Raw genomic sequence first — 24407 nt, forward strand, 5'->3', positions numbered from 1 at the left:
ACAATTCCACTCGCCGCGGTTCTGAGATACCCTTCCGCATCGGCATGAACGTCGAAGCAACTGCGGAGGATTTCGCATGTCCAGCTCGCCCTCAAAGGCACTTCTGCTCTCCCTTACCATTACGATTGCGCCCGTCGGCTCAGCCTATCCGGCCTCCCCTCATCCCGTCTCTGCCGAAAACGGGATGGTGGTGACGGCCCAGCATCTCGCGTCCGATATCGGCATCAATATCCTGAAAAAGGGAGGCAATGCCGTCGATGCCGCGGTGGCAGTCGGCTATGCGCTCGCCGTGGTCTATCCGACCGCCGGCAATATCGGCGGTGGCGGTTTCATGACCATTCGGCTGAAGGATGGCAAAACGACCTTTCTCGACTTTCGCGAACGCGCGCCGCTTGCCGCGACGAAGACGATGTATCTCGATGACAAGGGCGAGAGGGTAAAAGGGCTGAGCACGTCAGGCTATCTCGCCGTTGGCGTGCCGGGCTCTGTCGCGGGGCTGGAAGCCGCCCGTGAGCGTTATGGTACCTTGCCGCGCCAGGAGCTGATGGCCCCGGCCATTCGGCTGGCCTCGGAAGGTTTTGGGCTCGAACAGGGCGACGTCGCCTCGCTGCAAGCCGGCTTCAAGAAGCTTTCGAAGGACAAAGCATCCGCCGCGATCTTCCTCAAGCCTGACGGCAAGCCGTTCGAGATCGGTGAAACCTTGAAACAGGCTGATCTCGCCCTCAGCCTGAGCAACATCTCTGAAAATGGGCCGGATGCCTTCTACAAGGGTGGCATCGCGGAGGAGATCGTCAAGGCAAGCGCGTCAGCCGGCGGCATCCTCGCAAAAGTGGATTTCGAGCAATATCAGGTGCGGGAGCTTGCCCCGGTCACCTGCAATTATCGCGGTTACGAGATCGTCTCCTCGCCACCGCCCAGTTCCGGCGGCGTCATCATCTGCGAAATCCTCAACATCCTCGAAGCCTATCCGATTGCTTATCTCGGATATGGATCGGCCGAGACCGTCCATGTGATGATCGAGGCGATGCGGCACGCCTATGTCGATCGCAACTCGGCGCTGGGCGATCCAGATTTCGTCAAGAACCCCGTCTCCAAACTGCTGGACAAGGGCTATGCTGCAGAAATCCGTGAAAGGATCAGCCCTTTCAAGGCCGGCATTTCCGCTGATCTCAAGCCGGCAGCTTCCGGCGAAAGCACAGAAACGACCCATTATTCGATCATCGACAAGGACGGCAACGCGGTCGCCGTCACCTATACGCTGAACGGCTCCTTCGGCGCCGGCGTGATGGCGCCGGGCACCGGCATCCTGCTTAACAACGAGATGGATGATTTTACCGCAAAGCCCGGCGTGCCCAATCTCTATGGACTGGTGCAGGGCGAGGCCAATGCGATCGAGCCGAAAAAATCGCCGCTGTCATCCATGAGCCCGACGATCATCTCAAAGGATGGCAAGCCGTTCATGGTGATCGGCAGCCCCGGTGGCGCGCGCATCATCACCATCACGCTTGAAGCAATCATCAATGTCATCGATCACGGCATGACGATCCAGGAAGCGATCGACGCGCCCCGCGTCCATCACCAGTGGCTACCCGACAAGGTCTATATGGAGCCCTTTGCGCTTTCGGCGGATACGATGAAGCTGCTGTCCGAGATGGGCCACGATGTCTCGATCGACATGGACTGGCCGATTTGGGGACAGGCAGCCGGCATCCTCGTCGGCGGCGAGGATTTAGCGGAGATCAAGGAAGGTGGCGGAGCGAGATATTATGGGGCAATGGATAGCCGCGCCGGAGCTGGTGCGGCGCGCGGGTATTGAGGCGCTCCAGTTCTTCCCCTCTCCCCGCGGACGGGGAGAGGGCTTTTCACTTCTACGTAAACAATCGATTGATCGCCTCGATCTCGTTCTGGCGGATATCATGTCCGCCGGAGTGCCACTCGACTGTCACGTCAGCCTTCTGGCGCTCGAAATAATCCGCAAGCGCCTGCGTCAATGGTGCCGGGCAGATGGGATCGCGCTCACCTGCGGTGATCAGGATTTTCCTGCCGGCAATTTTTCTGTTGTCGCGTGGCTGAAACGGGATCAAAGGATGCAGCAAGGCCGATCGGTCGAAGAGGTCGCCCTTCTCGATGATCACGTTGGCCAGAATGTTGGCGCCGTTGGAGAAGCCAAGGCCGTAGACTTCGGAGGCCTGATGCTGCTCTTTCATCGCCGCGACATAGGCGGCCATCTTGTCCGTTGCGCGGGCAAGATCGGCCATGTCGTACACGCCCTCACCCGTGCGGCGGAAGAAGCGGGCAGCGCCATATTCCGAGACGTCACCTCGAGGAGAGACGATCGTCGCATCCGGCAGAAGCCGGGCGGCGAAGTCGAAGAACTGGTTCTCGTCTCCGCCAGTGCCATGGAATGTGAAGAAGATCGGCTTGCCGGGTGCACCGGCCTTCAGCCGGTGCACGTAACCATGTTCGGTCATGGATGCCTCCTTAGTTGTCGAGCTTCTGGAGCTGCTGCTCCAGGATCGGGCGCAGGTGCTTATGCTGCTGTGGCAGCTTCAGCGCTTGGCCCAGATGAGCCGTATCCTCGTCGCGGTCGAAGCCCGGCTCGTTGGTGGCGATTTCGAACAGTACACCACCCGGCGTGCGGAAATAGATCGCCCAGAAATAGTCGCGGTCGATTACCGGCGTGACGTGATAACCCGTGTCCATCAGCGCCTTGCGCACTTCGAGCTGCTTTTCGCGGTTGTCGACGGCAAAGGCGACGTGATGAACGGAACCTGCGCCCTGCAGGCCACGCTGGATGTTCGGCATGGTTTCAAGGTCGATCAGGCCGGCGCCATTGCCGCCCGGAACGATCAGGCGGGTTACGCCATCCTTGGTTTCGAGCGCTTCATAGCCCATGTACTTCAGGAGGTCGGCAGTGGCGCCTTCATCCCGCAGCCGCATCGCAACCGAATGGAAGCCGCGGATCGCATGATCTTCACTGACGCCACCATGGGTCCAGGGCGCACGACTGTCATCGCGAACTTCGACCAATGCGAAGCCATCGCCATCGGGGCCGGCAAAGTTCAGGCGTTTTTCACCGAAGGTCTCTTCTGTCTTCAGGCCCGTTGCGCCCTTCTGCGAAAGGCGATCCTGCCAGAAGCCGATCGAGCCCTGCGGAACCGAAAACACGGTCGTGCCGACTTCGCCTGTACCGGGACGGCCACGGCCGATATCCGGGAACGGGAAGTAGGTCATGACGGTGCCGGCCGAGCCGGTCTCGTCGCCGTAGTAAAGATGATAGACATCAGGTGAATCGAAGTTCACGGTCTTCTTGACGCGGCGCAGGCCGAGCGTGTCGGTGAAGAAATTGTTGTTGGTGCGGGCATCGGCAGCCATCGACGTGACGTGATGCAAACCCTTGATCTGGTCGAGCATGGTTGAGTCCCTTTCTGCCCCTGGGGCCGTTGTATGGCGTATAGATGTGCCTATCCGCCGTTCAGCGATAGCCCGCGACTGTCAAACGGATTGTCTTCTATTTGTGAACGATATCGTGAGACTGTTTCGCGATGCGCGCGCCGTCGTAATAACAATGTTGTAACGGCATGGCCTGTCGTGATATGCGATGGAATATGGAGGCCGCCATGATCAGCTCAGTCAAAAAGTTCGGAAACTCTGCAGGTGTCATTATTCCCAAGCCCCTCCTATCTGAGGTCGGAGTAGAAGCTGGCGATAGTGTTGAGATGCACGTGGAGGGAGACCGCATCGTCATAGAGCGGGTGGTGAAATCCATACGCCAGGGTTGGGCTGAAGATGCGAAACGCATTGCAGCCGAGGGTGATGATCACCTCGTCTGGCCAGAGTTTACCAATGAGGAAGATGGAAAGCTTAAATGGTAACGCGCGGCGAGGTATGGCTTGCTGCACTCAATCCGACAATTGGCAGCGAAATCCAGAAAACACGCCCTTGTCTGGTCATTTCGCCTGCTGAAATGCACGATCATTTACGCACGGTCATCGTTGCCCCCATGACATCCGCGAATCGCCCCGCGGGATTCCGCGTGCCCGTCACTTTCCAGGGCGTCGATGGACTTATCTTGCTGGACCAGACACGTTCAGTGGATAGAAAACGTTTGATCAGGCTCCTCGGCATGGTGCCGCCGCCTGTCCTAAAACACACCCTGAAAACGCTGCGAGAGATATACGAAGATTGATCGTCTTTATTCCGCAGCGCGGATGATCGGCGATTGCTTCCTGGGTGCAGGTGGCAAAAGGCGCGCGTAAAGCGCTGCATATTGTGTAGCACTTCGCTCCCAGGAAAAGTCAGCCTTCATCGCCTGACCTTGTAACCGAGCCCATTTTTTCGGGTCGAGATAGGCATGGAATGCCCGGTCAATCGCTGAGCGAAGGTTTTCGCTGGTCGCCGGATGAAACTGGAAGCCGGTTGCAACGCGCGCGGAAAAGGCGGCGTCATTGGCGTCGATGATGGTTTCGGAAAGACCGCCCGTGCGTGAAACCAACGGCACCGCGCCGTAGCGCAGCGCGTAAAGCTGGGTCAGCCCACAGGGCTCGAAGCGCGACGGCTGAATGACGACATCGGCGCCACCGTGCATGAGATGCGCGGTTGCCTCGTCATAGCCGACCTTAACGCCGATCCAGCCGGGATGCCGGCCGGCCGCTGCGAGAAGGGCAGTTTCCACGCCAGGATCTCCCTTGCCGAGCACGACCAGCTTGCCGCCCTTGTGGCGAATATGTTCGGCTACATCGGCCAGCATGTCGCCACCCTTCTGCCAGGTCAGGCGCGTAATTGCAGCAAAGATGGGGCCTCGCGTGTCCTCAAGCTGGAAAGCTTCCAGCAGGCGCTGGCGATTACCGGTGCGTTGGCGCGTGCGGGTGCGGTCGTATTTGACCGGCAGATAATCGTCCGTTGCCGGGTTCCATATTTCCGTATCGATGCCATTGACGATGCCGATGAAGGCATTCAGCCGCGATTCCAGCACACCATCCATGCCCATGCCGAGATCGGTCGAGATGACCTCGCGAGCATAGGTCGGGCTGACCGTGGTGATGGCAGTGGCCGTCCGAATACCACCTTTCAGATAGCTCATGTCGCCGTAATATTCGAGGCAATCCACCGAAAGGGCCTCAGGCGGTAGTCCGATCTCGTTGATGAGATCCGCTCCGAACTGGCCCTGGAAGGCAAGATTGTGGATCGTCAGAACGCTCGGCACATGGGACGCATTGCTCGAATAGCGCATGTAGACGGAGGTCAGGGCTGTCTGCCAGTCATGGGTATGGACGATGTCGGGTATCCAGTCCTCAAGCAGACCGCCGGCGACTGCTGAGGCGACGTAGGAAAGCACAGCAAAGCGCTTCCAGTTGTCGGGAAAATCGACACCGTCTTCATCGACATAGGGCCCGCCCGGCCGGTCATAGAGCGTCGGCGCATCGAGAACAAGCAGATCGAGCCCCTGCCCCGTTGCGGCGAGAAGGCGCGCGGGGGCGCCGAAAAGATCAGGGAAGAAATGGACCCGCGAGATTTCGTCAAGTCGCTCGATGACCCGCGGATAACCGGGAACAAGGCTACGCGTATAGCAGCCATGCGCCTTGAGGACCTTTGGAAGAGAGCCGGTAACGTCGGCAAGACCGCCGGTCTTGATGAGAGGAAAGATTTCCGACGTCACCGATAAGATGTTCACGAAGTCTGTGCCCTTGCTGCCTTTTGCAAATCGCACGGGTCAACAACCCCGGGCACAATTTTGCGTGGTCTTCGATGAATGGACGCGGCTTATTTCACGGTCCCGTTGGTCGTCGCGGTCGATGCCTTCTTTCCCCGCCCTTTAATGGCCGCCGGCGCCACGATCGCTTCATCCGCATCGGATTTCTTTGCGGCCGTTTTTACCGGCTTCTCGGCAGAGGCCTTCCTCACCTTGATTTGAGGTTTCGGGACGGTCGAGCTCCAAAGTTCCTCGCGCGCCTGATGCCAATGGTTCTCGTGGCTACCTTCGGGGCGCCCGGCAGCCTCCCAGAGTGCGTAGGCACGCTTCTGGATGTCGTCTTCCTTGATATCGCTCATGCTGTTCTCCTTCACTATTTTGCGCTGGAACTCGGCTCGAACACCTTTGTTCCGTAAAGTTCAGGTACAACTGCGATTGCGCGCAGACATATTATCGTGAAGTCAACGGCTTCAATGCAATATATTGATTCCAAAACGCTTTTTGGATCAGGCCTGCCTCCCTTCAGAACATTTTTCTTGCATCTGCACCGTGCTTGCGGGACTAGGGGAACCCAGCCCGGTTGAGAGCCAGGCGGGTCCGGGATTCGCTGAATGAAAAAAGACTAACCTGCTTTTGTGCGGAGCCGAAGGGAAAATCTCGCACCTGCGCCATATTCTTGACGAAGCGATCAGGCTCCGCGAATCGAACGGCGCCAGACGAGCTGGGCGTGCAGTTCCACCGGCTCACGTGCCTCATCGTCTGGCATGCCCGCCGCGAGCCACGACACGGATTTTCTGGCGATTTCCGCGATCGGTTGGCCGAATGTGGTTAGATCATAAGATGTCCACGACGCCTGCTCGATATCGTCGAAGCCGACCACGCAGAGATCTCCTGGAATACTGAGCGAAAATTGATGGCGGGCGGCGTCCATAAAGCCGCAAGCCAGCAGATCCGTGGCGCAGAACACCGCATCCGGGCGCTCCCTGCGCATCAGCAGCCGCTGGGCCAAAACCCTGCCAGCCTCATAGCCTGTGCGCCCGAAACGCTCGACAACAACCTCAAGACCCTGCTCCCCGGCAGCGAGGATGAAACCGTGCTCACGGGCCATCAGGCTTGGCGTGCCGGCTTCGGAATTGGCAAAGGCCAGCTGTCTGCAGCCCGCCCTGAGAAATGCGGTGACAACAGTGCGGGCCGCCTCGCGGTCGTCGAGATTGATGCGCAGAGGCCCTGGGCGGTTGTCATCACGGTTGATCAGGATCAGCGTCTGGCCGTTCTTCATGCACAGATCGGTGATCGACTTGTCCGGCATACCGGACAGCACGATCGAAGCATCCGCCCGATACCGGATCGCCTGGCGCAAGGCTGCATCGACGCTTCCATCCGAGCGATCGGTGTTGATCAGCATCGCCACCTTGCCCGCCGTCTGTAGTTCGTCCGTCAGCGCCTTGATCAGATTTGCGCGGAACGGCGTGCCGAGATCGGCCACGATCAGGCAGACGATGCCGCTTTCGTTGCGCATCAATCCACGGGCGAGATGATTGACGTGATATCCAAGCGCGTCGGCAGCTTCCATCACCTTGCGCCGGGTTTCAGGTGACACGCTGGCCCCGGGCGTGAAGGTGCGTGAAACTGCGGACCGGGAAACGCCGGCACGCTCGGCAACTTCCTGCGCGCTGACAAAAATCTTTGGCGACACCACGAAGCTCCTCACTGGTCTTCCGACAGGTCCTGCGTTTTTTTGCAACGATGTGCAAATCCGCTTTATACAAACGGATTGTCACAATCCATTTACGTGTTTAGCGAATCTTTAGCGAAATCACGCCGTCCAAAAAGAACGCCTCCGGCGTTGACATCAGCGCCCTGATTGGACCAATGTTGCACGCGCTTGCAAACATATTGCCGTGTGAGTTGCAGCCTGACGACCGGCATCCTCGCCAAGGTACACAGCTTCCCGAGACCGTACATGAAATCAGAAAATTTTGGGCTTGACGCCCGCTTTGCCCTGGCTCTCGCGATCGCCGAGGAAGCCGGCAAGGTCGCGCTTGGCTACTATGAAAACCGCGAGAGCCTGATCATCGAAACCAAGCGAGATCCGCAGGACGTGGTTTCGATCGCCGACCGCGAAGTGGAGAACCTGATCCGCGCACAGGTAGTCGCGACCAATCCCGATGATGGCTTTCTTGGCGAGGAATATGGCCTTTTGGCCGGCACTTCCGGCTATACCTGGGTGGTCGATCCGATCGACGGGACCAGCCCCTTCGTCAACGGCATGCCGAACTGGTGCGTGTCGGTCGCGGTACTGCGAGACGGTCAGCCGGTGATCGGGGTGATCGTGGCGCCTTGCCATGGCGAGATCTATGCCAGCGCACTCGGCAAAGGCGCGACGCTCAACGGCACGGTATTGTCCCTCGATCCCAAGCGCACAATTCGCAACGCCGTCACCGGCATCGGCGCCAACAGCTATGTGACGCCCGCCTTCGTCGGCAACATGGTTGAAAAGCTTCTGGATGCGGGCGGCAACTTCATCCGCAACGGCTCAGGGGCGTTGATGCTTGCCTATGTCGCAGCCGGCAGACTTGTCGGCTACTACGAGCCTTACATGCACGCCTGGGACTGCATGGCCGGCTTCTGCCTTGTCCGCGAGGCGGGCGGCTGGTTTCATCCTTTCCCGGTGGAGGGTGATCGGCTGATAAAAGGGGCGCCCGTCCTTGCAGCCGCGCCGGGCGCCATCGATGATCTTCGCCGGATCGCAAGTCTCTAGAACGGAACCAAAAAGCAGCATTTCCGTTATCTCCTCGCCCCGCGGAGGCATGGCTGGCATTTCGGCTTTCAAACCTCCGCCCAAGGCCCCGACGCCGGACCCGCGCAGGAGATATATCCATGAAAAAGCTGATCCTTGTCCTCGCCTTGCTGGCCTCCCCGGCAGCCGCGCAGGAGTTGAAAGTCGAAGATGTCTGCCAGAAGGTTGCCAAGGATCTTCTGATGATCGAAACGCTGCATGTCGGCGTCGTGCAATCCTTCCCCGAACTCAAGCCGCCAAGGGCGCGGATGACCTATTCGAGCCGGGATGGCGTCGAGAAAAAGGATATGGTGGATACGATCGAATGCGAGTTCGGCGCGACGAAGCCCCCCTTCAAGCTTAGCCGTTTCTGCCTATCCAGCACCTGCTATTCGGCGGACGAGAAGAACGAGGAAAACAAGGCTCGATTCGAGGAGGTTCGCACACTGCTGGAGCGCGAGGGTTTATAGCCCGCAGACCTCAGTGAGCCGCTTTCGTCGCCATCCAGATGACGTGACGGGCACCGCTGCCCTTGGTGCTGGCGCGAACCTTCAGTTCCTCAACGGAAAAACCGGCCTCATGGAGCCTTCGGGTAAAGCCTGCATCAGGCGCGGATGACCAGACGGAGAGCACGCCGTTTGGTCTCAACGCCGCTCGCGCGGCCCGCAGGCCTGCAACGCTGTAGAGGTCATCGTTCTTGCGGCGGGTCAGGCCTTCGGGACCGTTGTCAACGTCAAGCAGAATGGCGTCATAGGCAACCTTGCCCGATTTGATCAGCAGCCCGACATCACCAGTCCTGATGTTGACACGGCTATCATCGAGGCAGCCTTGGAACACCTCCGCCATTGGTCCGCGCGCCCACTCGACGACGGCCGGCACCAGTTCACCGACGGTGACACGCGCATCATCACCCAGGATGGCAAGGGCCGCGCGTAGCGTAAACCCCATGCCCAGCCCGCCAATCAGCATATGCGGCTTCGGATGGCTCCTGATGCGATCGAACGAGAGCCGCGCCAGCTGTTCTTCAGACCCGCTGAGCCAGCTGTTCATCAGCTCGATTGTGCCGAGCATGATCGAGAATTCGCTGCCGCGCTGCTTCAGTCGCAATTCCCCACCGCCATCGGGCATAGTCGCGATATCGAGCTGGATCCAGGGAAGCACGGGCGTTCTCTCTTCAGGGGTTTATGCCCGCGCGATAGCACAGATGAGGGATGTGGCACCACCCCGGTGACAGCCGGTTGTCAGAGCGTGGCTATTGCCCGGTTGGAGAGCTGGCCGGCATAGGCCTTGTGAATCGCAACCTTGTTTTCCAACGCGACGATCACTTCTTGGGAGAAGTCGATATCGTGCAGCGCGGCGATATCCGGCAGGCCGCCTGGGGTAAAGACGTTGATCTCCAGGATCTTGTCGCCGACGATATCTAGACCCACAAGGAACATGCCGTCTTCCACCAGCTTCGGCCTGACCATCTCGGCGATGGCGAGAATTTGGTCGTTGATAACGGCTTCGGCTGCTGTGCCGGCTGCGTGCATGTTGGAGCGAACCTCCCCCTTGGCAGGAACGCGGCGAAAGGCAGCATAGACACCGTCGCGCACCAGTGGTTTGCCGTTCATCATGAAGAACCTGACGTCGCCGGCCTTTGCCTCCGGCAGATAGCTCTGCGCGATGAGGTAACCCTCGCCGCTGACGGCTTCGAAAATCTGATTGAGATTGGCGTCATCGGGTGAGGCAATCTTGAAGACGTTCTTGCCGCCCGACCCTTGGAGCGGCTTCAGGATGGCGCCTTTCTTGTTGTCAGCTATGAAGGCGCGGATTTCCTCGATGCTCTTGGAAATCAGCGTTGTCGGACGCACGGATTCCGGAAAACCCTGAAAATAGAGCTTATTCTGGGCGAGAGCCAGACCGGCAGGGTCGTTCACGACAAGGACGCCGCGTTCACACGCAAGCCGGCCGAACATCGCGCCGATATGAGCAGCCCAAGGGCGATCATCAGCGTCGAGCGAGGGATCGTTACGCAGAAAGATCACATCGACTTCGGCCGTATCGAGGGTCTCTATCGTTGCCTCGCTGCTTTTCAGCGCGGCATCGAAAGCGTCAGTCTTGCGGTATTTCTTGGAGGGCAGCACGGTGGCGCGCACCATCAGGCTGTCATCCGGCCTGAGCACGAAATCTCCGGGGGTGACGTAACAGACATCGTGACCCCGGGCCATGGCCGCGACGGCGAGCGCGGCAGTGGTATAATGGGCAGCCTCACCCTCGATGGAATTGACGAAAAACGCGATGCGCATGGGACGGGCTCCTAGGATGTGATCATGACGAGGGGAGAGAGGCCGGCGCGGGCGTTGTCGAGGCGCGCCTGTGCCCCATGGGCTTTGAGGAAAGCGGGACGGACGGCGGGAACCTTTAGCAGGCCGCGAAGGCCGAGCTCCTGCATCACACGGAAATGCGAGGCGGCGATCTTGCCCATCCAGAACGGATCGAGCGCACCACCGGCTTCGAGATGGGCGAGAAGCTCCAGCAAACCGCGCAGATAAATGGCGTCCTTGGCAAGACCGCCACCGCGATAGATCCGCAACGTCAGGTGGAACGCTCCAGCGGGACGGAAACCATGGTCACGAACAAGCAGATTGAACGTCTCGATGAAGTCCGCACCCGACAGCATCGAGGCGCAGGCGACGACACGGGCCGCAATCAATCGCAGGCGCGCAGGCGTCATGCCGCCAACCATATATTCGGAAAAGACAGCGAGGCCTTCCTGCATGCCTTCATAGCCGGCAAGACCGGAGCGGAACAGGCGCAACCCTTGGGCGGAACCGTTGACGTAGGTCAGAAGGTGCACGCCGACCTCGTGACTGAGCAGGGCTTCCAACCGGTTTGCGGCAATCAGCGTGCCGCGCGCGACCAGCAGCTTGCCGCTCGACACGAGTAGGCCGGACGGCAGGTCATCGCGAACCTCCACTGTCGCCTCGAAGCCGGCATAGACCTGGCGATAGGCGGCAATCATCGCCTCGGCGGCCGCAACGATCTCCTGCCAGTCATAAGGGATGTCGCCGCTGGGATCGTCATCTTCGCCCGCGTGTTTTGCGGTTTGCGCGAGAAGATCGGTTGCGGCCTTGAGAAGAGGGCGCTCCACAGGTCCGTAAAGGGCGCGACCGTATTCCACGAAGCGCGCGGTCTCCCGGGCTGAAATCATCGAAAGCTGGAGATCGAGTTCCTGCTGCTTTTCCCGATAAAGCTGGTGCAGGACCGGGTCTTCAAAACGATCGAAGGCGATAGAGAAGAGCTTCCGTTTCTCCGCTTCCACTTGCAGCGTCAGAGGGCGATAGAGAAAAAGCGGCGGCTCCCGGAACTTCGCAGCCTGAAAAGCATGCCAGGCGGCTGCGGCGTTGATCGGGGTTACGGCTAGGAGAAAATCGAAACTGGATGCGACGTCATCCATGCTGCGGTCGGCACGGCTCACCGCGTCCACGAACGCCTTGCGCCCCAGGGCACGGTGGGTTGTCAACTTCTGGCCACCCGAAGTCTCGACAAAGGCGGCGCAAGCCTTCAGGCATGCATCGAAGATATTGGCGACCAGCCGTTCACGCAGATCGGGAAAGATCGTCTGCGACATCGGCTGGCGGTAGATGGGCGCAAAGCGAACGGCCACGCTGGCAAAGCCAGCCTTCCGGGCGACCGGAGCGGCGAGGAAATCACCATCCAGCTTACCCCGTTCGACCTGCGGCGTGCGAAACTTGACGGACTTGATATCGACGCCGCCAGCCATCGCATCGGCGGCTTTGGTCGCTGCCGCACCACCTTGTTCAGCAATCCGAATTTCGAAGGGTGGCAGGAAGGGTGCATCGTCACTGACAAGAAAATCCCGCTCCAGTTCGCCGATATCGATCAGCAGAAAGGAACCGAACCGTTTTTCGAGCAGAGGTCCGAGTGACCCGATGATGGAGCGCGCAGTCTTTTCGTCGTGGGCGATCAAGTAGGAGGCATGGGCTGCTGCAACGTCGCGCGCCGCAGAACCGCCCGCTCCTTCTGTGATGTGCACAGCCAGAAATGGCAGTGGCCTATCTATGTGAAGCCGCTCATCCGCGCCGAAGTCCTTTCGCACAGCCTTGTCCTGCAGGAGACATTCGAGCGCCTCATCCAGCCAGTCGGGCGGTGGATTGATGGCAGGGGAGGATTTCTTTCTGGCGAGCGTCATTTCATCCCCCGAAGCGCATCCTCAAGCACGGGGACCATGCCGGCGATCATGGCGCGCATTTCTGTCAGTGCAACGAGATCCGGCTCGGCAGTCCATTCGTCCATGAAAAACTTCTTGAATTCGATGGCGATCGCACAGCCTTTCTGCGGGAAATGCTCATGCACAAACCGCGTCTGCTCGCCCTTGCCCTGGAAGGCGATGTTTTCGCGCACGTCAAGCGGCCGCCCCCGAAACGTGAAGCGCGACGCCTCCTTGATGAAGGCGTCGATCACCGGCGCCCAGCGCTTCCGATCCATTGAGGATGTGCCGATGTTGATCTGCGGCGCCTTGTCGAAAGGCATCTCCGGCCCGTCGGGGCCTTCGCGACGATGGTTGTAGCTGTGAATGTCGAGGACAATGAACCCGCCGTGCATTGCCTCAACGCCGGCCAGATAGGCCTTCAGCATCTCGTAATAGGCGTCATGGACCCCAAGCGACGTCTCGATTGCCTCCGCTTCCAGGCCATCACGCCACACGTTCAGGCCCCAGGCCTGCGCAGGCTTCAGGTAGATGGCACCCTCTCGGGCGCGATTGATGTCCACTTCAAATCGCGAACGATGGAAGACAATCCGGTTGTCGAGATCACGGATGAAAAACTCCGTATAGGGATCTTCCTCGCGCAGCCGATCCTCACGGTCGAGAGCCATGAATGGAACGAGGTCTTCCCGAAGGGAGTGTCCATTGTGAATTGCCGTTCCCACGATGGGGGAAGGTCCGCCGCGATGGGTTGTCCACCATTCTTGCGGATGCACGGGAATAGCCAGATCATCGTCGGCCGCGATAAAGCGTTCGGCGGTCTGGTCGAGAGTAAAGGTGTATCCTGGGTGGGCGCGGGTTCGATCCATCACCCGCTAAATGAAATGAAACCTGCTTTGGTTCCATTTCCATCCATGTGGAAAGCGCATCGACCCGTTACCGGTGGGCGTTGCCATCACGCCTTGCGTGGCCCCGCAAAAGACACAATAGCCGCCTCACAGGCCCTAACGAAGCGCATGGACGGGCCTTCGCTGCCGGTCGCCAGCCTGCTGACACGGGCGCCCTCAAGCAGCATGGACAAAGTGTCGGCGAGCACCTCGGGTTCATCGACAGCGGCGCTGCGACAGAGGTCTGAAAGACGCTGGCGCTGCTGGTTCTTGAAGTTCTCGATCACTGTATGGGCAGGATGTCCCTGTTCCTTCAGCTCGACAGCGGCATTGGCAAAATCGCAACCGAAGGGCTCTTCACACAGGCAGCGGGCGCGGGCTTCGACCCATCCTTCGAGTTGGGAACGGGCGTCGCCGGGATTGGCGGCCTCCAGTTCCTCCCACATGGCTGCGGCTTTCTCGGATGTATGCCGCAGCGCTTCACAGATGAGATCATCTTTGGAGCCGAAGTGACGATAAAGCGTCATTTTATTGGTGTCGGCAGCCTCCGCGATGGCGTCTACGCCAATGCCACGTATGCCGTGCTGGCGAAAAAGTTCGCAAGCCGACGATACAATCCGCTCGCGCGGTGCTGGCCGCGAGGGGATGCCGGAATTTTCTTCCGTGGCCCTCATAGAGCCACGTTTTGCACTTTTATTCAGACTGGTTATTGACATGGGTGTGACCGGTCGGTAACTATGCAGATGTTACTTACCGGTAACACCATTAGAGTGCCGAGTCAAGTTGATGCCACCGGGCCGGCTTGAGGACCGAATGATGAAGGAGACCGCCATGAACCAGGCCGATTTAACCATTGATGAGGTCTTGAGCGACCCGATAATCCGCGCGGTCATGCGGGCGGATGGTGTGACGTCTTCCGAATTCAAGACGCTGCTCTATTCTGCCGCCAATGCGCTACGCCATGCCGCCCCTTCGAACGGCACCAAGGCGCATGCCGCAAAACTCCTCGCCGCGCCGAAACGGCGGCTGCTTTCGATGGTGCACCCGCTTGCGGTGCGCTCAAGCGGCCCCTGCATGGCAGCTTGACCTCACCTTTCCCCGCGATCCACCTCCCGATCGCATGAAGCCCAGCCGGTTCCCTGCCCGGCTGGGCTTTTTTGTTCTCACACCTTCACGGCGAGCTCGGTGAAATCCTCGGTACCGAAATAGCGGATATAGCGCTCGACCTCTGAAGGCTCGCCGGTTGCCTTGCGCGGATTGTCGGAAAGTTTGACGGCCGGCCGGCCATTGGCATCGACCACCTTGCAGACGATGGAGATCGGGTTGAGGCCACTGATCTCAATCGGCGCGCAACCGGCGAAGTCATTGGTAAGGTTCGTGCCCCAGCCGAAGCTCATGCGTACCCGCCCTTCGAAATGGCGGTAGGTCTCGATGATCGTATCGACATCAAGACCATCGGAGAAGATCAGAAGTTTTTCCCTCGGGTCACGGCCCGTCTTCTTCCACCAGGCAATGATCTTTTCTCCACCTTCTATTGGGGGAGCGCTGTCGGGACGGAAGCCTGTCCAATCGGCGACCCATTCAGGCGCGTTGCGTAGGAAGGCAGCCGTGCCGAAGGCGTCCGGCAGCACGATCAGCAGGTTGCCGCCATAAAGCCGGTTCCAGTCCTGCAGGACCTTGTACGGCGCCTGACCCAGCTCTTCGTCGGTTTTCGCGAGAGCTGCCGCCACCATCGGCAGTTCATGGGCGTTGGTGCCAAGCGCTTCGAGATCGGTGTCCATGGCGAGCAGCACGTTGCTGGTGCCGGAGAAAGATTTGCCGATGCCTTCCTTCAGCGCTTCCACGCACCAGCGCTGCCAGAGGAAACTATGGCGACGTCGGGTGCCGAAATCGGAAATACGCAGGTCCGGGTATTCCCGCAGCCGCTCTACCTTGTCCCACATCTTCGCCTTGGCGCGGGCATAGAGCACATCAAGTGCGAAAGGCCCCATCTCCTTCATGGCCGTGCGTGAGCGTAGCTCGTTGATGATCGCGAGGGCCGGAATTTCCCACATGCTCGTGTGGGTCCATTTGCCGGGAAAGGTCAGCTCGTATTGGCCGTGACGGCGGGAAAGCTCGTAATCCGGCAGCTGAAAATCGGCGAGCCAGGCGAGGAAGTCCGGCGCGAAGATCTGTTTGTTGCCATAGAAGGTGTTGCCGGCGAGCCAGATCATCTCCTTCTTGGTGAACTTGAGATTGCGGACGTAATCGAGCTGTTCGCGCAATTCCTGTTCATCGATCTCGTCGGTCAGCAGTACTGTCTTGGAGCGATTGATGAGCGAGAAGGTCGCATCGACATCGGGATAGAGCTTCCAGATCATCTGCAGCATCAGAAGCTTGTAGAAATCCGTGTCCAGAAGGCTGCGCACCACAGGATCGAGCTTCCAGGCGTTGTCATAGACCCGGCGGGCAATATCGGTCTTCGTCATGCACTTCCTCCGAGATCCCCTTGCAGTACGTACCGCTTTCGGGGACAGCAGTCATGACACGGGCGGCCGGATTCCCGCAACAGCAAGACAGACGATTTAACTGCGACAAAAGAGAAAGCCTGTTGTCCTGTCGAAAGTAGGAAACACGCTTCGTTTTTCACCCGGAATTTTATCGTCGAAAAATTTTCGCTGCGATGGAATGAGCCCTCACCGGCGCGCGTATACTGAGATATGGACACCCAAAGCCATCCCTTCAACGTGATTGCGCAGCTGGCGACGCTTCGGCGCTATGCCCGTTCGCTCGTGCGCAATCAAAGCGATGCGGAAGACCTCGTGCATGACGCGCTGGTGCGTGCCTACGAGCGCAAGAGCACGTTCCGCACGGGCGCCAACATCCGCAACTGGCTGCTCTCTATAGTTCACAATACCCATATCGACCGTCTGCGCCATGCCCGTTCGGTCGAGCGCCGCCACGAAGCAGCCGGCGAGTTGGCCGAGCCGTCGCTTGCGGCAAACCAGGAGCATTCCATCCGGTTGCGCCAGGTTCAGGCGGCCTTCTTCGATCTGCCGGAAGAGCAGCGGGAGGCCCTGCATCTCGTGGCGATCGAGGAGCTCTCCTACCAGGAAGCGGCCGATGCCCTTGGTATCCCCGTCGGTACGCTGATGTCGCGGATTTCGCGCGCCCGCGCTCGCCTTCGCTCTTTCGAGAGTGAAGTGCGAAGCCCACCCCATCTCAAACTCATCGGAGGTACCGGCGATGAAAATCGTTGATCCGATCCTGCCCGGCGATCTCGACGCCTATGTCGACGACCAGCTCGATGTTGCCCGCCGCATCGAAGTCGAGGCTTATCTGTCCGAACATCCTGAAAGCGCTGCCCAGGTGATGGCGGATCTGCGCATTCGCGGCGAGCTCAGGCTCGCGCTTGCCAATGGCGAAGCTACAAGCACCGGCCGTCATGACACCCGCGAGGCCGCTCGCCGACTGTCACAGCGGCTTTCAACTGGGCGCTATATCACGGCCTTCCAGCGCATCGCCGCCATCGCGGCGCTGGTGACCGCGGGCTGGTTCGGCAATGCCTATCTCGGTCCGTTCAGCGCGACCGAGGTTGTGGCTTCCGTTCCACCGCCTGCTTTTGTTGAGGAAGCGCTCAGGGCGCACAGCACCACGATGCTGCGCGAGAGCATGCCATCCCAGCATGAAGTCGTGAATTACGACCCGGCCGACATCCGTTCGGCGACGGCGATCGTCATGCCTGAACTCCCGAAAGACTGGGACGTCTTCGATATCCAGGTCTTTCCGTCCGCCTTCGGCCCGAGTGTCGAGCTCGTTGTAACGCCCGACAAGGGCGAACGGCTGTCGCTCTTTGCGGTGCGGCCGGGCAGTTTCAACGTCCAGCATGTCCTTCAGGCAGAAGACGGGGGACTGAGCGCCGCCTACTGGCAGATCGGCGACGTCGCCTATGCGCTCGTCTCCGACAAGCAGGGCGCCAAGGATCTCACCGAAACAGCGCGGCGGCTTTCCCGCACGCTCTACTGATCGTAAACCCAAGGAGTAAACGATGAACACCTCCCCTTCCCGTTTCGGCTACGGCGCCCAATCGGCCGCCCAGTTCGACGAGGGCCTGCGCAAGCATATGCTGCGCGTCTACAACTACATGGGCGCCGGCCTGGTCATCACCGGCCTGATCGCCTTCATCGTCGGCTCGACGCCGGCGCTTTACGTGCCGATCTTCTCCTCGCCGCTGAAGTGGGTGGTGATGCTGGCACCGCTCGCCTTCGTGTTCTTCTTCTCGTTCAAGATCCAGACGATGTCGGCAAGCACCGCACAGCTGATGTTCTGGGCCTTCTGCGCCGTCATGGGCCTGTCGCTCGCCTCGGTGTTCCTGGTCTTCACCGGCACCAGCATCGCCCGCACCTTCTTCATCGCCGCGACCATGTTTGGCGCCACCAGCCTCTACGGCTATGTGACAAAACGTGACCTGTCGAAATTCGGCTCGTTCATGATGATGGGCCTGATCGGCGTCGTCATCGCCTCAATCGTCAACATCTTCCTGGGCTCTTCCGCCCTGCAGTTCGCAATCTCGGTGATCGGCATCGTCGTCTTCGTCGGCCTGACCGCCTGGGACACGCAGAACATCAAGGAACAGTATGCCGAGAATTTCGACGAGGAATCCCAGCAGAAGATCGCTGTCTTCGGGGCGCTTTCGCTCTACCTGAACTTCGTCAACATCTTCCAGCTGCTCTTGAATTTCACAGGCGAGCGCGAATAACAAACAGACAGGGGCTGCATCGCGGCCCCTGTCGTCACTCCATTTTTTCATCACGCGTACCGCGCTAAGCCCGGAAGCTCTCCAGGAACAACCTGTTCAGCTCCCCAACCACCGCTTGCGCATCCATCGTGCCGCGTAGCGCATCGTTGATGCAATCCGAGCCCGCCTGCTGGAATGCCATGTAGCCATTATGCCGCGGGCGGACATAGGAGGCTTCCAGCGTGCGTCGCGTTCCGCGGTAGAAATCGACTGTTGCCGCGTTGACCGCGCCGTCCTCCCATGCCGCAGCATGGCCGGGCTGCCCACCCGCTCCCGCGTAAGGCCCGCGTTGGACGTTGCCGCTGGCGATCCAATAGGCAAAATCGATCGCTTCGTTCTTCGCTTCAGAAAATGCCGAGACGGCGATGCCCGTACCGCCAAGCGCGGAGCCTGCCGGTCCATGGCCACCCACCGCGGGAATATCGGTGAACTGCACGGTATTCGGCCGGAAGCCGAAGACGGAATAGCTGACATAGCCGTAGATCAACGGCGCACAGGCGATCTTCGAACCAGGTTCGGCCATGCGTTCCAGCACCGCGATCGGGTCCATTGCAAAGCATTCCGGATCGACCAGCCCTGCAACTTCGCGCATCAGGCCGATGGCGGCCTCGCCGATTTCTCTATTGACCAACGCGCCCCTGCCCTCGCTGCGGCAGGCCGATCCGAGATTGCCGCAGAGGGTATAGAAGGTCATCAGCGAATGGGGTGGTCTGAGTGGAATGAGCACCCTTCCCTGCCGCGCCAGATCGATTATTTCCGACCAATGGGTCGGCACTCCATCGACGAGATCGGGTCGAACCGCCTGCACCTGCGTTGCAGCGTCGATGGGGAATGCCCATTGCTTTCCCTGCCATTCATAGCTGCGATAGGAGCCGCCGATACTGGCCGCAAGTAACGCGGCACTTTCGGCCTCGCGACCGGCCACGTCCAGCGGCGCAAGGCAGCCTTCCGCCGTGATCTGGCCGACATGGGGATGATCGATCACGATCAGGTCGTAGGCTTTGGCCAGTTCCTCGACTGGATAGGTCTCGAAATCCTGCAGCGAGCGCTTTTCCCACGTTACCGTCACACCGGTCTTTTCCTGCCAGAGCTTCGAGCACGCGACCATGGGATCGTAGCCCCGGGGATGGCTCCAGGTCATCCCCTTCAACGCGACGCTCATAGCCCGAACTCCGCGCGGATCGCCTCGCTGTGTTCGCCGATACGGGGTGCTGCGCGATCGACGCGGGGTCGAAGTCCGTTGACACGAAGCGGCGAGCGGGTCGTGTGGATGGTGACATCATCCTCACGCGTTACGGTCTGCAGCATGTCGAGCACCTGGAAACCTTCGCTGCCAAGCAGTTCGTTCCAGTCCAGAACCTTGGCGCACCAGATATCGGCGGGCTCCAGGATCGCCAGCCATTCATCGATGGTGCCGGTGGCGATACGGGTCGCGATCAACGCCTTGATCGCGTCGCGGCCGGTGAACCACGAGGCGGGGGTATCGCGATAAGGTGCAAGCTCCGGCATCTCGAGCAGATCGGCGAGCTTGGGAATTGGCGTCATGGCGATGGCGAGGTAGCCGTCCTTCGCCGGATAGACACCGTAAGGCGCCGAAAGATAGGCATGGGCACTGCGAAAATCCGAACGCTTCGGCAGCCGGCGGCCGTCGTTGAGATGGGTAGTCAGCACTTCGAACTGCAGGTCGATCAGTGCTTCCATCAGGCTGGTTTCGACGAGGCTACCTTCTCCGGTGATGCCGCGGCGAACCAGGCCTGCGAGCACCCCCTGCGCCAGCGCCGCACCCGCGAGCATATCGCCAATCGCCAGACCAAAGGGCACCGGCCCCTGGCTCTCGTCACCATTCAGCCACATGACACCGGATCGCGACTGGGCCAGCAGATCCTGCCCCGGCCGCTTGACCCATGGCCCCTCCTCGCCATAGCCACTGATCGAACCATAGACGAGGCGCGGATTGATCGCCTTCACGGATTGATAGTCGAGGCCCAGGCGCTCGATGACACCGGGCCGGAAATTCTGGATCATCACGTCGGCCTTTGACAGCAGTACCTTCAGCGCCGCCATGTCGGCCTCGTTCTTCATGTCGATCGCAAGGCTTTCCTTGGCCCTGTTAATCGCGTGGAAGATGGTGGAATCGCCGCCGATTTCCGTATCGCTGAGATAGAGGCGACGGGAAAGATCGCCGCCATCCGGCCGTTCGATCTTGATCACCCGAGCGCCAAGATCCTGCAGGCGCAGCGAGCAATAAGGCCCCGAAAGGAACTGACTCATGTCCACGACAATCAGCCCGTCGAGCGGCAAAACATTGTTTTCTGGCATGTCGACTACTTCTCTGTCTTGCCGACGAAATCGGCAGCATTTTTGTATTTGACGGTCTGGATATGCTCGCAGTAGAGCACCAGTTCGCCTTCGTTCTTGAAGACTTCGTAGCTCGCGCGGATGAGGCCGAGTTCGGCATAGCGCGGGCGTTTGTCGAGGTTGGTGCGGATCGTGTAGATCGTATCACCTATGAAGACAGGCTTTATGAATCGAAGCTTGTCATAGCCATAGGAAAAGGCATTGACGCAGTTGGTCGCAACAAGCCCCAGTCCCGCGGAAAACACGAAAGCACCGGCGATAAGCCTGCGGCCGAAAATGCCCTCGGTTTCCGCAAACATCTGGTCCTGCACATAAGGATGAATGTCGGTGACCAGAGTGTTGAACAGATGGCTGTCGCTTTCGCCGATTGTACGGCGCAAAGACCTGATTTTCTGGCCGACCGGCCAATCTTCATAGAACCAGTTTTCAGCATTCCATACCGGCAAAGCCGCATGATCTTCCGGCATCGTCTTGGGATGCGTCGAAGACACTCCAACCGTCGGGGGAAACTCACCCACGTCCTGCATCGTCAATTCCTCCCAAACCCTGCCTTGTTCCAATCCCCAGCAACCGAACCCTCCCGGTCCCGCTTTTGGCGTCCATACAAGTTCAATTCAGTTTTCTTATGTGAATACAGTTTTCACATATGGAGTTATTTTGCAAGAGTGAGTGCTGCGCGTTTGCAGTTTTCGGGGCGCCGGGTCGTCGTGGCAGACGACCTCCCTTATAGGCATAGCCGTGTGCCGTGCCACGGAAGGGCACGCCACCAATCGACATCAGAATTCGAGGAGAAAGCGCTACAGCGGTGAGCGGCCGTAGGAGGATAAAGTGACGGCCGCGCCATGCGTCATCAGCGTCGAAAGCGCATTGATCACCGCAGCCCGAAAATCACGATCGTCCGCGAGTTCCTGCCCGAACACGTCCGACAATCCGAGGTAGGCATCCACAATCTCTCCCGGAGTGGAAAGCGCCTCGGTCAACGACGCGATTTTTCCCGCCAGCGGATCGCGGACATCGATGGCCTTGCCGCTCTCGTCGATGCCGCGCGCATAGCGCATCCAGGCAGCAATGCCGAGCGCCAGCCGATCATACGGCATTTCCGTCGCGATGCGGTCGCGGATCGTGCCGAGCAGCCGCTGTGGCAGCTTTTGCGATCCATCCATCGCGATTTGCCAAGTACGGTGGCGCAACGCCGGATTTTTAAAACGGGCGACCAGTTCGGCGCGGTATTGCGCGAGATCGATACCGGGAAGCGGCGGCAGTGTCGGAGTCGCCTCCTCGCGCATCAGCCCTTCGACGAGCTCTTCCATACCCGGCAGTTGCATGGCATCCGACACGGTTTCCGCCCCGGCGAGATAACCAAGATAGGCCAGTGTGGAGTGGCTACCATTCAGCAACCTGAGCTTCATCATCTCGAAGGCAGAGACGTCGTGGACGAAAACGGCACCGTAGTCCTCCCAGCGCGGTCGTCCCAGCGGAAAATCATCCTCCAGCACCCATTGCTTGAACGGTTCCGTCACCACCGGCCAGGCATCCTCGGCGCCAAGCGTTGCTGCGACCGAGGCGCGATCCATATCGGTCGTTGCCGGCACGATGCGGTCGATCATGGTAGATGGGGACGCGACACCGGCGACATAGGTGGCAAGCTCCGGATCGCGCAACGCTGCAAAGCGCTCGACAACACGCTTCAGTACATGGCCGTTGGAGGGAAGGTTGTCGCAGGAGAGCAAAGTGAAGGGCGCAAGTCCCGCCGCCTGTCGTCGCGCCAATGCTTCGACGACGAAACCCACGGCTGATTTCGGTCGCCCGGGATGCGCAATGTCATGACGGATATCGGGATGGTTTTCGTCCAGCATGCCGGTTGCGGGATGGTGGCAATACCCCTTCTCCGTCACTGTCAGCGAGACGATCCGCGTTTGCGCCGCCGCCATCCGCGCCAACACCAGTTCAGGATCTTCCGGGGCGACGAGCACCTCCACCACGCTGCCGATAACCCGCAATCGCTCGCCGCCACCGTCCTGTACCTTCAGTGTATAAAGGCCATCCTGCGGCGCGAGCGCATCGCGTGTCTCGGGACTGCGCAGTGACACCCCGCAGATGCCCCAGCTTTGGTCGCGGGAAAGGACTGCATCGGTAAAAACAGCCTGATGGGCACGATGGAAGGCGCCGACGCCGAGATGCACAATGCCGACCGTCACCTGCGCAAGGTCATAGTCCGGCCGCTCGACAGATTCGGGCAAATGGGAAAGCGTTTGTTTGATTAGTATGGTCATGGTGTGGCCTCTCCCCGGCCCGGTCACTTCACAGGTTAACAACGGCGATGGACGCTAACGGCATCGCTCATCTTCCACGCCCCTTCTCTATAGCGCTAGTTGAATATAGAGAAATGATCCGTGACGCCATGCGGCCCGTGATCCGGCATCTCTGCCGCATCCGGATTATTTCTGCTGATAAAAACATTTTTGGGAGGCATGACATGCGGCAAGGATGGAGATGGTTCGGCCCTTATACACCGGTAACTCTCGAGGACGTTCGCCAGACCGGTGCAACCAATATCGTCTCGTCGCTGCATCGCATTCCGATCGGGCAGGCCTGGACCGAACTCGAGGTGCGCGACCATCAGGCCTTGATCGAGACGACACCACCGGGCCGCACGCCGCTCACATGGTCCGTCGTGGAAAGCATCCCGATCCCGGATGCCGTCAAGCGCAGGGGTGGCGCGGCCAAAGTCGAGATCGAGGCCTGGATCGCCAGCCTCGAAGCCGTTGCCGCCTGCGGCATCGACATCATCTGCTACAATTTCATGCCGGTCGTCGACTGGACGCGCACCGAGATCGACTTCATCACGCCGACGGGCGCCACCGCCATGCGCTTCGATCACGATCGCTTCGCCGCCTTTGATCTCTTTGTCCTGAAACGTCCGAGCGCGGAGAAGGACTATTCGGAGAACGAACGCATCCGCGCCCGCGAAAGCTTCGAAAACACACCGCCGGAGGAAGTGGCAGAGGTCGCCCGGATCATCACATCCGCCCTGCCGGGCTCCACCACGGAACCCCTGACGATTGAAGCCTTTCGCGAAAAGCTCGCTGCCTATAGCGGCATTGACGCGCCACAGCTTCGCCAGCATCTGATCGAATTTCTGGAAGCCGTGACACCCGCCGCCGAAGCGCGCGGCGTCAAGCTGACGCTCCACCCCGACGATCCGCCGCGACCGCTCTTCGGCCTGCCGCGTGTCGCCTCGACGCAAGAAGACTACGCCGCCCTGTTCGACGCAGTCCCCTCGCCCGCCAATGGAATGTGCTATTGCACGGGCAGTCTCGGCGTCCGTGCCGACAATGATCTCCCGGCCATCGCCCGCCGCTTCGCCTCGCGCATCCATTTCGCCCATCTGCGCGCGACGACCCGCGAGCGGGATGGCCTGAGCTTCCAAGAGGCCGCCCACCTCGAAGGCGATGTCGATATGGTTTCCGTGCTGAAAGAACTGGTGGCGGAAGACCGCAAACGAACGTCGAAAAACACCATCGTCTTCCGTTCCGATCATGGTCATCGCATGCTGGATGACCTGAATAAGACTGTGACGCCCGGGTATCCCGCCATCGGCAGAATGCGCGGCCTTGCAGAACTTCGCGGCATCCTCTTTGCCCTCGGCGCTCCGCCGACCTGATCGGCACATCCGCCAACTTTGAACCGGCGAAACCGACATC

The 24407-nt window shown here is 59.8% G+C and carries 25 protein-coding genes; 10 read left to right on the top strand and 15 right to left on the bottom strand.

Annotated features, from left to right (window positions below; all coding sequences use genetic code 11):
- Positions 1 to 76 precede the first annotated feature (76 nt).
- Positions 77 to 1816 (top strand): gamma-glutamyltransferase, encoded by a 1740-nt coding sequence (gene ggt / locus QO002_RS23255; RefSeq protein WP_307234272.1) that lies wholly within the window; start codon positions 77 to 79, stop codon positions 1814 to 1816.
- Between the two features lie 52 nt (positions 1817 to 1868).
- Here ggt and QO002_RS23260 read toward each other — a convergent pair whose 3' ends face one another.
- Positions 1869 to 2471 (bottom strand): alpha/beta hydrolase, encoded by a 603-nt coding sequence (locus tag QO002_RS23260; protein WP_307234274.1) that lies wholly within the window; start codon positions 2469 to 2471, stop codon positions 1869 to 1871.
- A 10-nt stretch (positions 2472 to 2481) separates the two neighbouring features.
- Entirely contained in the window at positions 2482 to 3414 is a 933-nt protein-coding gene (locus QO002_RS23265; protein WP_307234277.1) for a VOC family protein, read from the bottom strand.
- A gap of 206 nt (positions 3415 to 3620) precedes the next feature.
- On the opposite strand from QO002_RS23265, the gene QO002_RS23270 reads away from it, so the two are divergent.
- Both QO002_RS23270 and QO002_RS23275 read left to right on the top strand, forming a co-directional pair.
- Complete coding sequence (locus QO002_RS23270) at positions 3621 to 3875, top strand: AbrB/MazE/SpoVT family DNA-binding domain-containing protein (protein WP_307234279.1); 255 nt, start codon at positions 3621 to 3623, stop codon at positions 3873 to 3875.
- On the top strand, positions 3869 to 4189 hold the full coding sequence (locus tag QO002_RS23275; protein WP_307234280.1) for a type II toxin-antitoxin system PemK/MazF family toxin: 321 nt from the start codon (positions 3869 to 3871) through the stop codon (positions 4187 to 4189). Before QO002_RS23270 ends, QO002_RS23275 begins: the two co-directional genes overlap by 7 nt.
- A gap of 6 nt (positions 4190 to 4195) precedes the next feature.
- On the opposite strand, the gene glgA is transcribed toward QO002_RS23275, so the two are convergent.
- The 3 genes from glgA to QO002_RS23290 form a co-directional block, all read right to left on the bottom strand.
- Positions 4196 to 5674, bottom strand: a complete 1479-nt coding sequence (gene glgA / locus QO002_RS23280; RefSeq protein ID WP_307234282.1) for a glycogen synthase GlgA — start codon at positions 5672 to 5674, stop codon at positions 4196 to 4198.
- Positions 5675 to 5763: 89 nt separating this feature from the next.
- The gene (locus QO002_RS23285; RefSeq protein WP_307234284.1) at positions 5764 to 6051 is read right to left on the bottom strand and encodes a DUF2934 domain-containing protein; all 288 of its coding nucleotides are present in this window, start codon (positions 6049 to 6051) and stop codon (positions 5764 to 5766) included.
- Between the two features lie 329 nt (positions 6052 to 6380).
- Complete coding sequence (locus tag QO002_RS23290; protein WP_307234286.1) at positions 6381 to 7388, bottom strand: LacI family DNA-binding transcriptional regulator; 1008 nt, start codon at positions 7386 to 7388, stop codon at positions 6381 to 6383.
- Between the two features lie 267 nt (positions 7389 to 7655).
- On the opposite strand from QO002_RS23290, the gene QO002_RS23295 reads away from it, so the two are divergent.
- Positions 7656 to 8453, top strand: coding sequence for an inositol monophosphatase family protein (locus QO002_RS23295; protein WP_307234288.1), 798 nt, complete (start codon positions 7656 to 7658; stop codon positions 8451 to 8453).
- Positions 8454 to 8572: 119 nt separating this feature from the next.
- A complete protein-coding gene (locus QO002_RS23300) occupies positions 8573 to 8941 on the top strand; it encodes a hypothetical protein (protein ID WP_307234290.1) in 369 nt (122 codons plus the stop codon).
- A gap of 10 nt (positions 8942 to 8951) precedes the next feature.
- On the opposite strand, the gene QO002_RS23305 is transcribed toward QO002_RS23300, so the two are convergent.
- The 5 genes from QO002_RS23305 to QO002_RS23325 all read right to left on the bottom strand — a co-directional run bounded on the left by QO002_RS23305 (position 8952) and on the right by QO002_RS23325 (position 14242).
- A complete protein-coding gene (locus QO002_RS23305; RefSeq protein WP_307234292.1) occupies positions 8952 to 9632 on the bottom strand; it encodes a spermidine synthase family protein in 681 nt (226 codons plus the stop codon).
- 80 nt (positions 9633 to 9712) lie between these two features.
- A complete protein-coding gene (locus tag QO002_RS23310) occupies positions 9713 to 10759 on the bottom strand; it encodes a glutathione synthase (RefSeq protein ID WP_307234294.1) in 1047 nt (348 codons plus the stop codon).
- 11 nt (positions 10760 to 10770) lie between these two features.
- Entirely contained in the window at positions 10771 to 12666 is a 1896-nt protein-coding gene (locus QO002_RS23315; RefSeq protein ID WP_307234296.1) for a flavohemoglobin expression-modulating QEGLA motif protein, read from the bottom strand.
- Entirely contained in the window at positions 12663 to 13550 is an 888-nt protein-coding gene (locus tag QO002_RS23320) for an N-formylglutamate amidohydrolase (protein ID WP_307234298.1), read from the bottom strand. Before QO002_RS23320 ends, QO002_RS23315 begins: the two co-directional genes overlap by 4 nt.
- A gap of 86 nt (positions 13551 to 13636) precedes the next feature.
- Entirely contained in the window at positions 13637 to 14242 is a 606-nt protein-coding gene (locus tag QO002_RS23325; protein ID WP_307234300.1) for a TetR/AcrR family transcriptional regulator, read from the bottom strand.
- 157 nt (positions 14243 to 14399) lie between these two features.
- On the opposite strand from QO002_RS23325, the gene QO002_RS23330 reads away from it, so the two are divergent.
- Positions 14400 to 14654: a hypothetical protein gene (locus QO002_RS23330; protein WP_307234302.1), complete on the top strand. Its 255-nt coding sequence runs from the start codon at positions 14400 to 14402 to the stop codon at positions 14652 to 14654.
- A 77-nt stretch (positions 14655 to 14731) separates the two neighbouring features.
- On the opposite strand, the gene pncB is transcribed toward QO002_RS23330, so the two are convergent.
- Positions 14732 to 16036: a nicotinate phosphoribosyltransferase gene (gene pncB / locus QO002_RS23335; protein ID WP_307234304.1), complete on the bottom strand. Its 1305-nt coding sequence runs from the start codon at positions 16034 to 16036 to the stop codon at positions 14732 to 14734.
- 231 nt (positions 16037 to 16267) lie between these two features.
- Here pncB and QO002_RS23340 point away from each other — a divergent pair, with 231 nt between their 5' ends.
- Genes QO002_RS23340 through QO002_RS23350 form a run of 3 tightly spaced genes read left to right on the top strand, consistent with a single transcriptional unit; the run spans position 16268 to position 18306 of the window.
- Positions 16268 to 16807, top strand: a complete 540-nt coding sequence (locus tag QO002_RS23340) for a sigma-70 family RNA polymerase sigma factor (RefSeq protein ID WP_307234306.1) — start codon at positions 16268 to 16270, stop codon at positions 16805 to 16807.
- Positions 16794 to 17573, top strand: coding sequence for an anti-sigma factor family protein (locus tag QO002_RS23345; protein WP_307234308.1), 780 nt, complete (start codon positions 16794 to 16796; stop codon positions 17571 to 17573). Before QO002_RS23340 ends, QO002_RS23345 begins: the two co-directional genes overlap by 14 nt.
- A gap of 22 nt (positions 17574 to 17595) precedes the next feature.
- Complete coding sequence (locus tag QO002_RS23350; RefSeq protein WP_307234310.1) at positions 17596 to 18306, top strand: Bax inhibitor-1/YccA family protein; 711 nt, start codon at positions 17596 to 17598, stop codon at positions 18304 to 18306.
- Positions 18307 to 18370: 64 nt separating this feature from the next.
- Here the strand turns inward: QO002_RS23350 and QO002_RS23355 are convergent, their stop codons facing one another.
- The 4 genes from QO002_RS23355 to QO002_RS23370 all read right to left on the bottom strand — a co-directional run bounded on the left by QO002_RS23355 (position 18371) and on the right by QO002_RS23370 (position 22976).
- Positions 18371 to 19507 carry an extracellular solute-binding protein gene (locus QO002_RS23355; protein ID WP_307234312.1) on the bottom strand — a complete coding sequence of 379 codons (1137 nt, stop codon included), beginning with the start codon at positions 19505 to 19507 and terminating at the stop codon, positions 18371 to 18373.
- The gene (locus QO002_RS23360; protein ID WP_307234314.1) at positions 19504 to 20664 is read right to left on the bottom strand and encodes a CaiB/BaiF CoA transferase family protein; all 1161 of its coding nucleotides are present in this window, start codon (positions 20662 to 20664) and stop codon (positions 19504 to 19506) included. Before QO002_RS23360 ends, QO002_RS23355 begins: the two co-directional genes overlap by 4 nt.
- A 5-nt stretch (positions 20665 to 20669) precedes the next feature.
- Entirely contained in the window at positions 20670 to 21221 is a 552-nt protein-coding gene (locus QO002_RS23365; RefSeq protein ID WP_307235041.1) for a MaoC family dehydratase, read from the bottom strand.
- 279 nt (positions 21222 to 21500) lie between these two features.
- Positions 21501 to 22976: a mannitol dehydrogenase family protein gene (locus tag QO002_RS23370; RefSeq protein WP_307234317.1), complete on the bottom strand. Its 1476-nt coding sequence runs from the start codon at positions 22974 to 22976 to the stop codon at positions 21501 to 21503.
- Between the two features lie 203 nt (positions 22977 to 23179).
- Between QO002_RS23370 and uxuA the strand changes: the two genes are divergently transcribed.
- Positions 23180 to 24367 (top strand): mannonate dehydratase, encoded by a 1188-nt coding sequence (uxuA, locus tag QO002_RS23375; RefSeq protein ID WP_307234319.1) that lies wholly within the window; start codon positions 23180 to 23182, stop codon positions 24365 to 24367.
- The last annotated feature ends 40 nt before the right edge of the window (positions 24368 to 24407 follow it).

Origin of the sequence: Pararhizobium capsulatum DSM 1112 (assembly GCF_030814475.1) — a bacterium.
Lineage (GTDB): Bacteria > Pseudomonadota > Alphaproteobacteria > Rhizobiales > Rhizobiaceae > Pararhizobium > Pararhizobium capsulatum.

Bases quoted from the DNA above. Each gene is read 5' to 3' on its own strand.
- ggt (WP_307234272.1), top strand. From the start codon at position 77: ATGTCCAGCTCGCCCTCAAAGGCACTTCTGCTCTCCCTTACCATTACG.
- QO002_RS23340 (WP_307234306.1), top strand. From the start codon at position 16,268: ATGGACACCCAAAGCCATCCCTTCAACGTGATTGCGCAGCTGGCGACG.
- QO002_RS23270 (WP_307234279.1), top strand. From the start codon at position 3,621: ATGATCAGCTCAGTCAAAAAGTTCGGAAACTCTGCAGGTGTCATTATT.
- uxuA (WP_307234319.1), top strand. From the start codon at position 23,180: ATGCGGCAAGGATGGAGATGGTTCGGCCCTTATACACCGGTAACTCTC.
- QO002_RS23355 (WP_307234312.1), bottom strand. From the start codon at position 19,507: ATGAGCGTCGCGTTGAAGGGGATGACCTGGAGCCATCCCCGGGGCTAC.
- QO002_RS23360 (WP_307234314.1), bottom strand. From the start codon at position 20,664: ATGCCAGAAAACAATGTTTTGCCGCTCGACGGGCTGATTGTCGTGGAC.
- QO002_RS23295 (WP_307234288.1), top strand. From the start codon at position 7,656: ATGAAATCAGAAAATTTTGGGCTTGACGCCCGCTTTGCCCTGGCTCTC.
- QO002_RS23330 (WP_307234302.1), top strand. From the start codon at position 14,400: ATGAACCAGGCCGATTTAACCATTGATGAGGTCTTGAGCGACCCGATA.
- QO002_RS23320 (WP_307234298.1), bottom strand. From the start codon at position 13,550: ATGGATCGAACCCGCGCCCACCCAGGATACACCTTTACTCTCGACCAG.
- QO002_RS23315 (WP_307234296.1), bottom strand. From the start codon at position 12,666: ATGACGCTCGCCAGAAAGAAATCCTCCCCTGCCATCAATCCACCGCCC.
- QO002_RS23310 (WP_307234294.1), bottom strand. From the start codon at position 10,759: ATGCGCATCGCGTTTTTCGTCAATTCCATCGAGGGTGAGGCTGCCCAT.
- QO002_RS23345 (WP_307234308.1), top strand. From the start codon at position 16,794: ATGAAAATCGTTGATCCGATCCTGCCCGGCGATCTCGACGCCTATGTC.
- QO002_RS23325 (WP_307234300.1), bottom strand. From the start codon at position 14,242: ATGAGGGCCACGGAAGAAAATTCCGGCATCCCCTCGCGGCCAGCACCG.
- QO002_RS23260 (WP_307234274.1), bottom strand. From the start codon at position 2,471: ATGACCGAACATGGTTACGTGCACCGGCTGAAGGCCGGTGCACCCGGC.
- QO002_RS23285 (WP_307234284.1), bottom strand. From the start codon at position 6,051: ATGAGCGATATCAAGGAAGACGACATCCAGAAGCGTGCCTACGCACTC.
- QO002_RS23275 (WP_307234280.1), top strand. From the start codon at position 3,869: ATGGTAACGCGCGGCGAGGTATGGCTTGCTGCACTCAATCCGACAATT.
- pncB (WP_307234304.1), bottom strand. From the start codon at position 16,036: ATGACGAAGACCGATATTGCCCGCCGGGTCTATGACAACGCCTGGAAG.
- QO002_RS23300 (WP_307234290.1), top strand. From the start codon at position 8,573: ATGAAAAAGCTGATCCTTGTCCTCGCCTTGCTGGCCTCCCCGGCAGCC.
- QO002_RS23370 (WP_307234317.1), bottom strand. From the start codon at position 22,976: ATGACCATACTAATCAAACAAACGCTTTCCCATTTGCCCGAATCTGTC.
- QO002_RS23350 (WP_307234310.1), top strand. From the start codon at position 17,596: ATGAACACCTCCCCTTCCCGTTTCGGCTACGGCGCCCAATCGGCCGCC.
- QO002_RS23265 (WP_307234277.1), bottom strand. From the start codon at position 3,414: ATGCTCGACCAGATCAAGGGTTTGCATCACGTCACGTCGATGGCTGCC.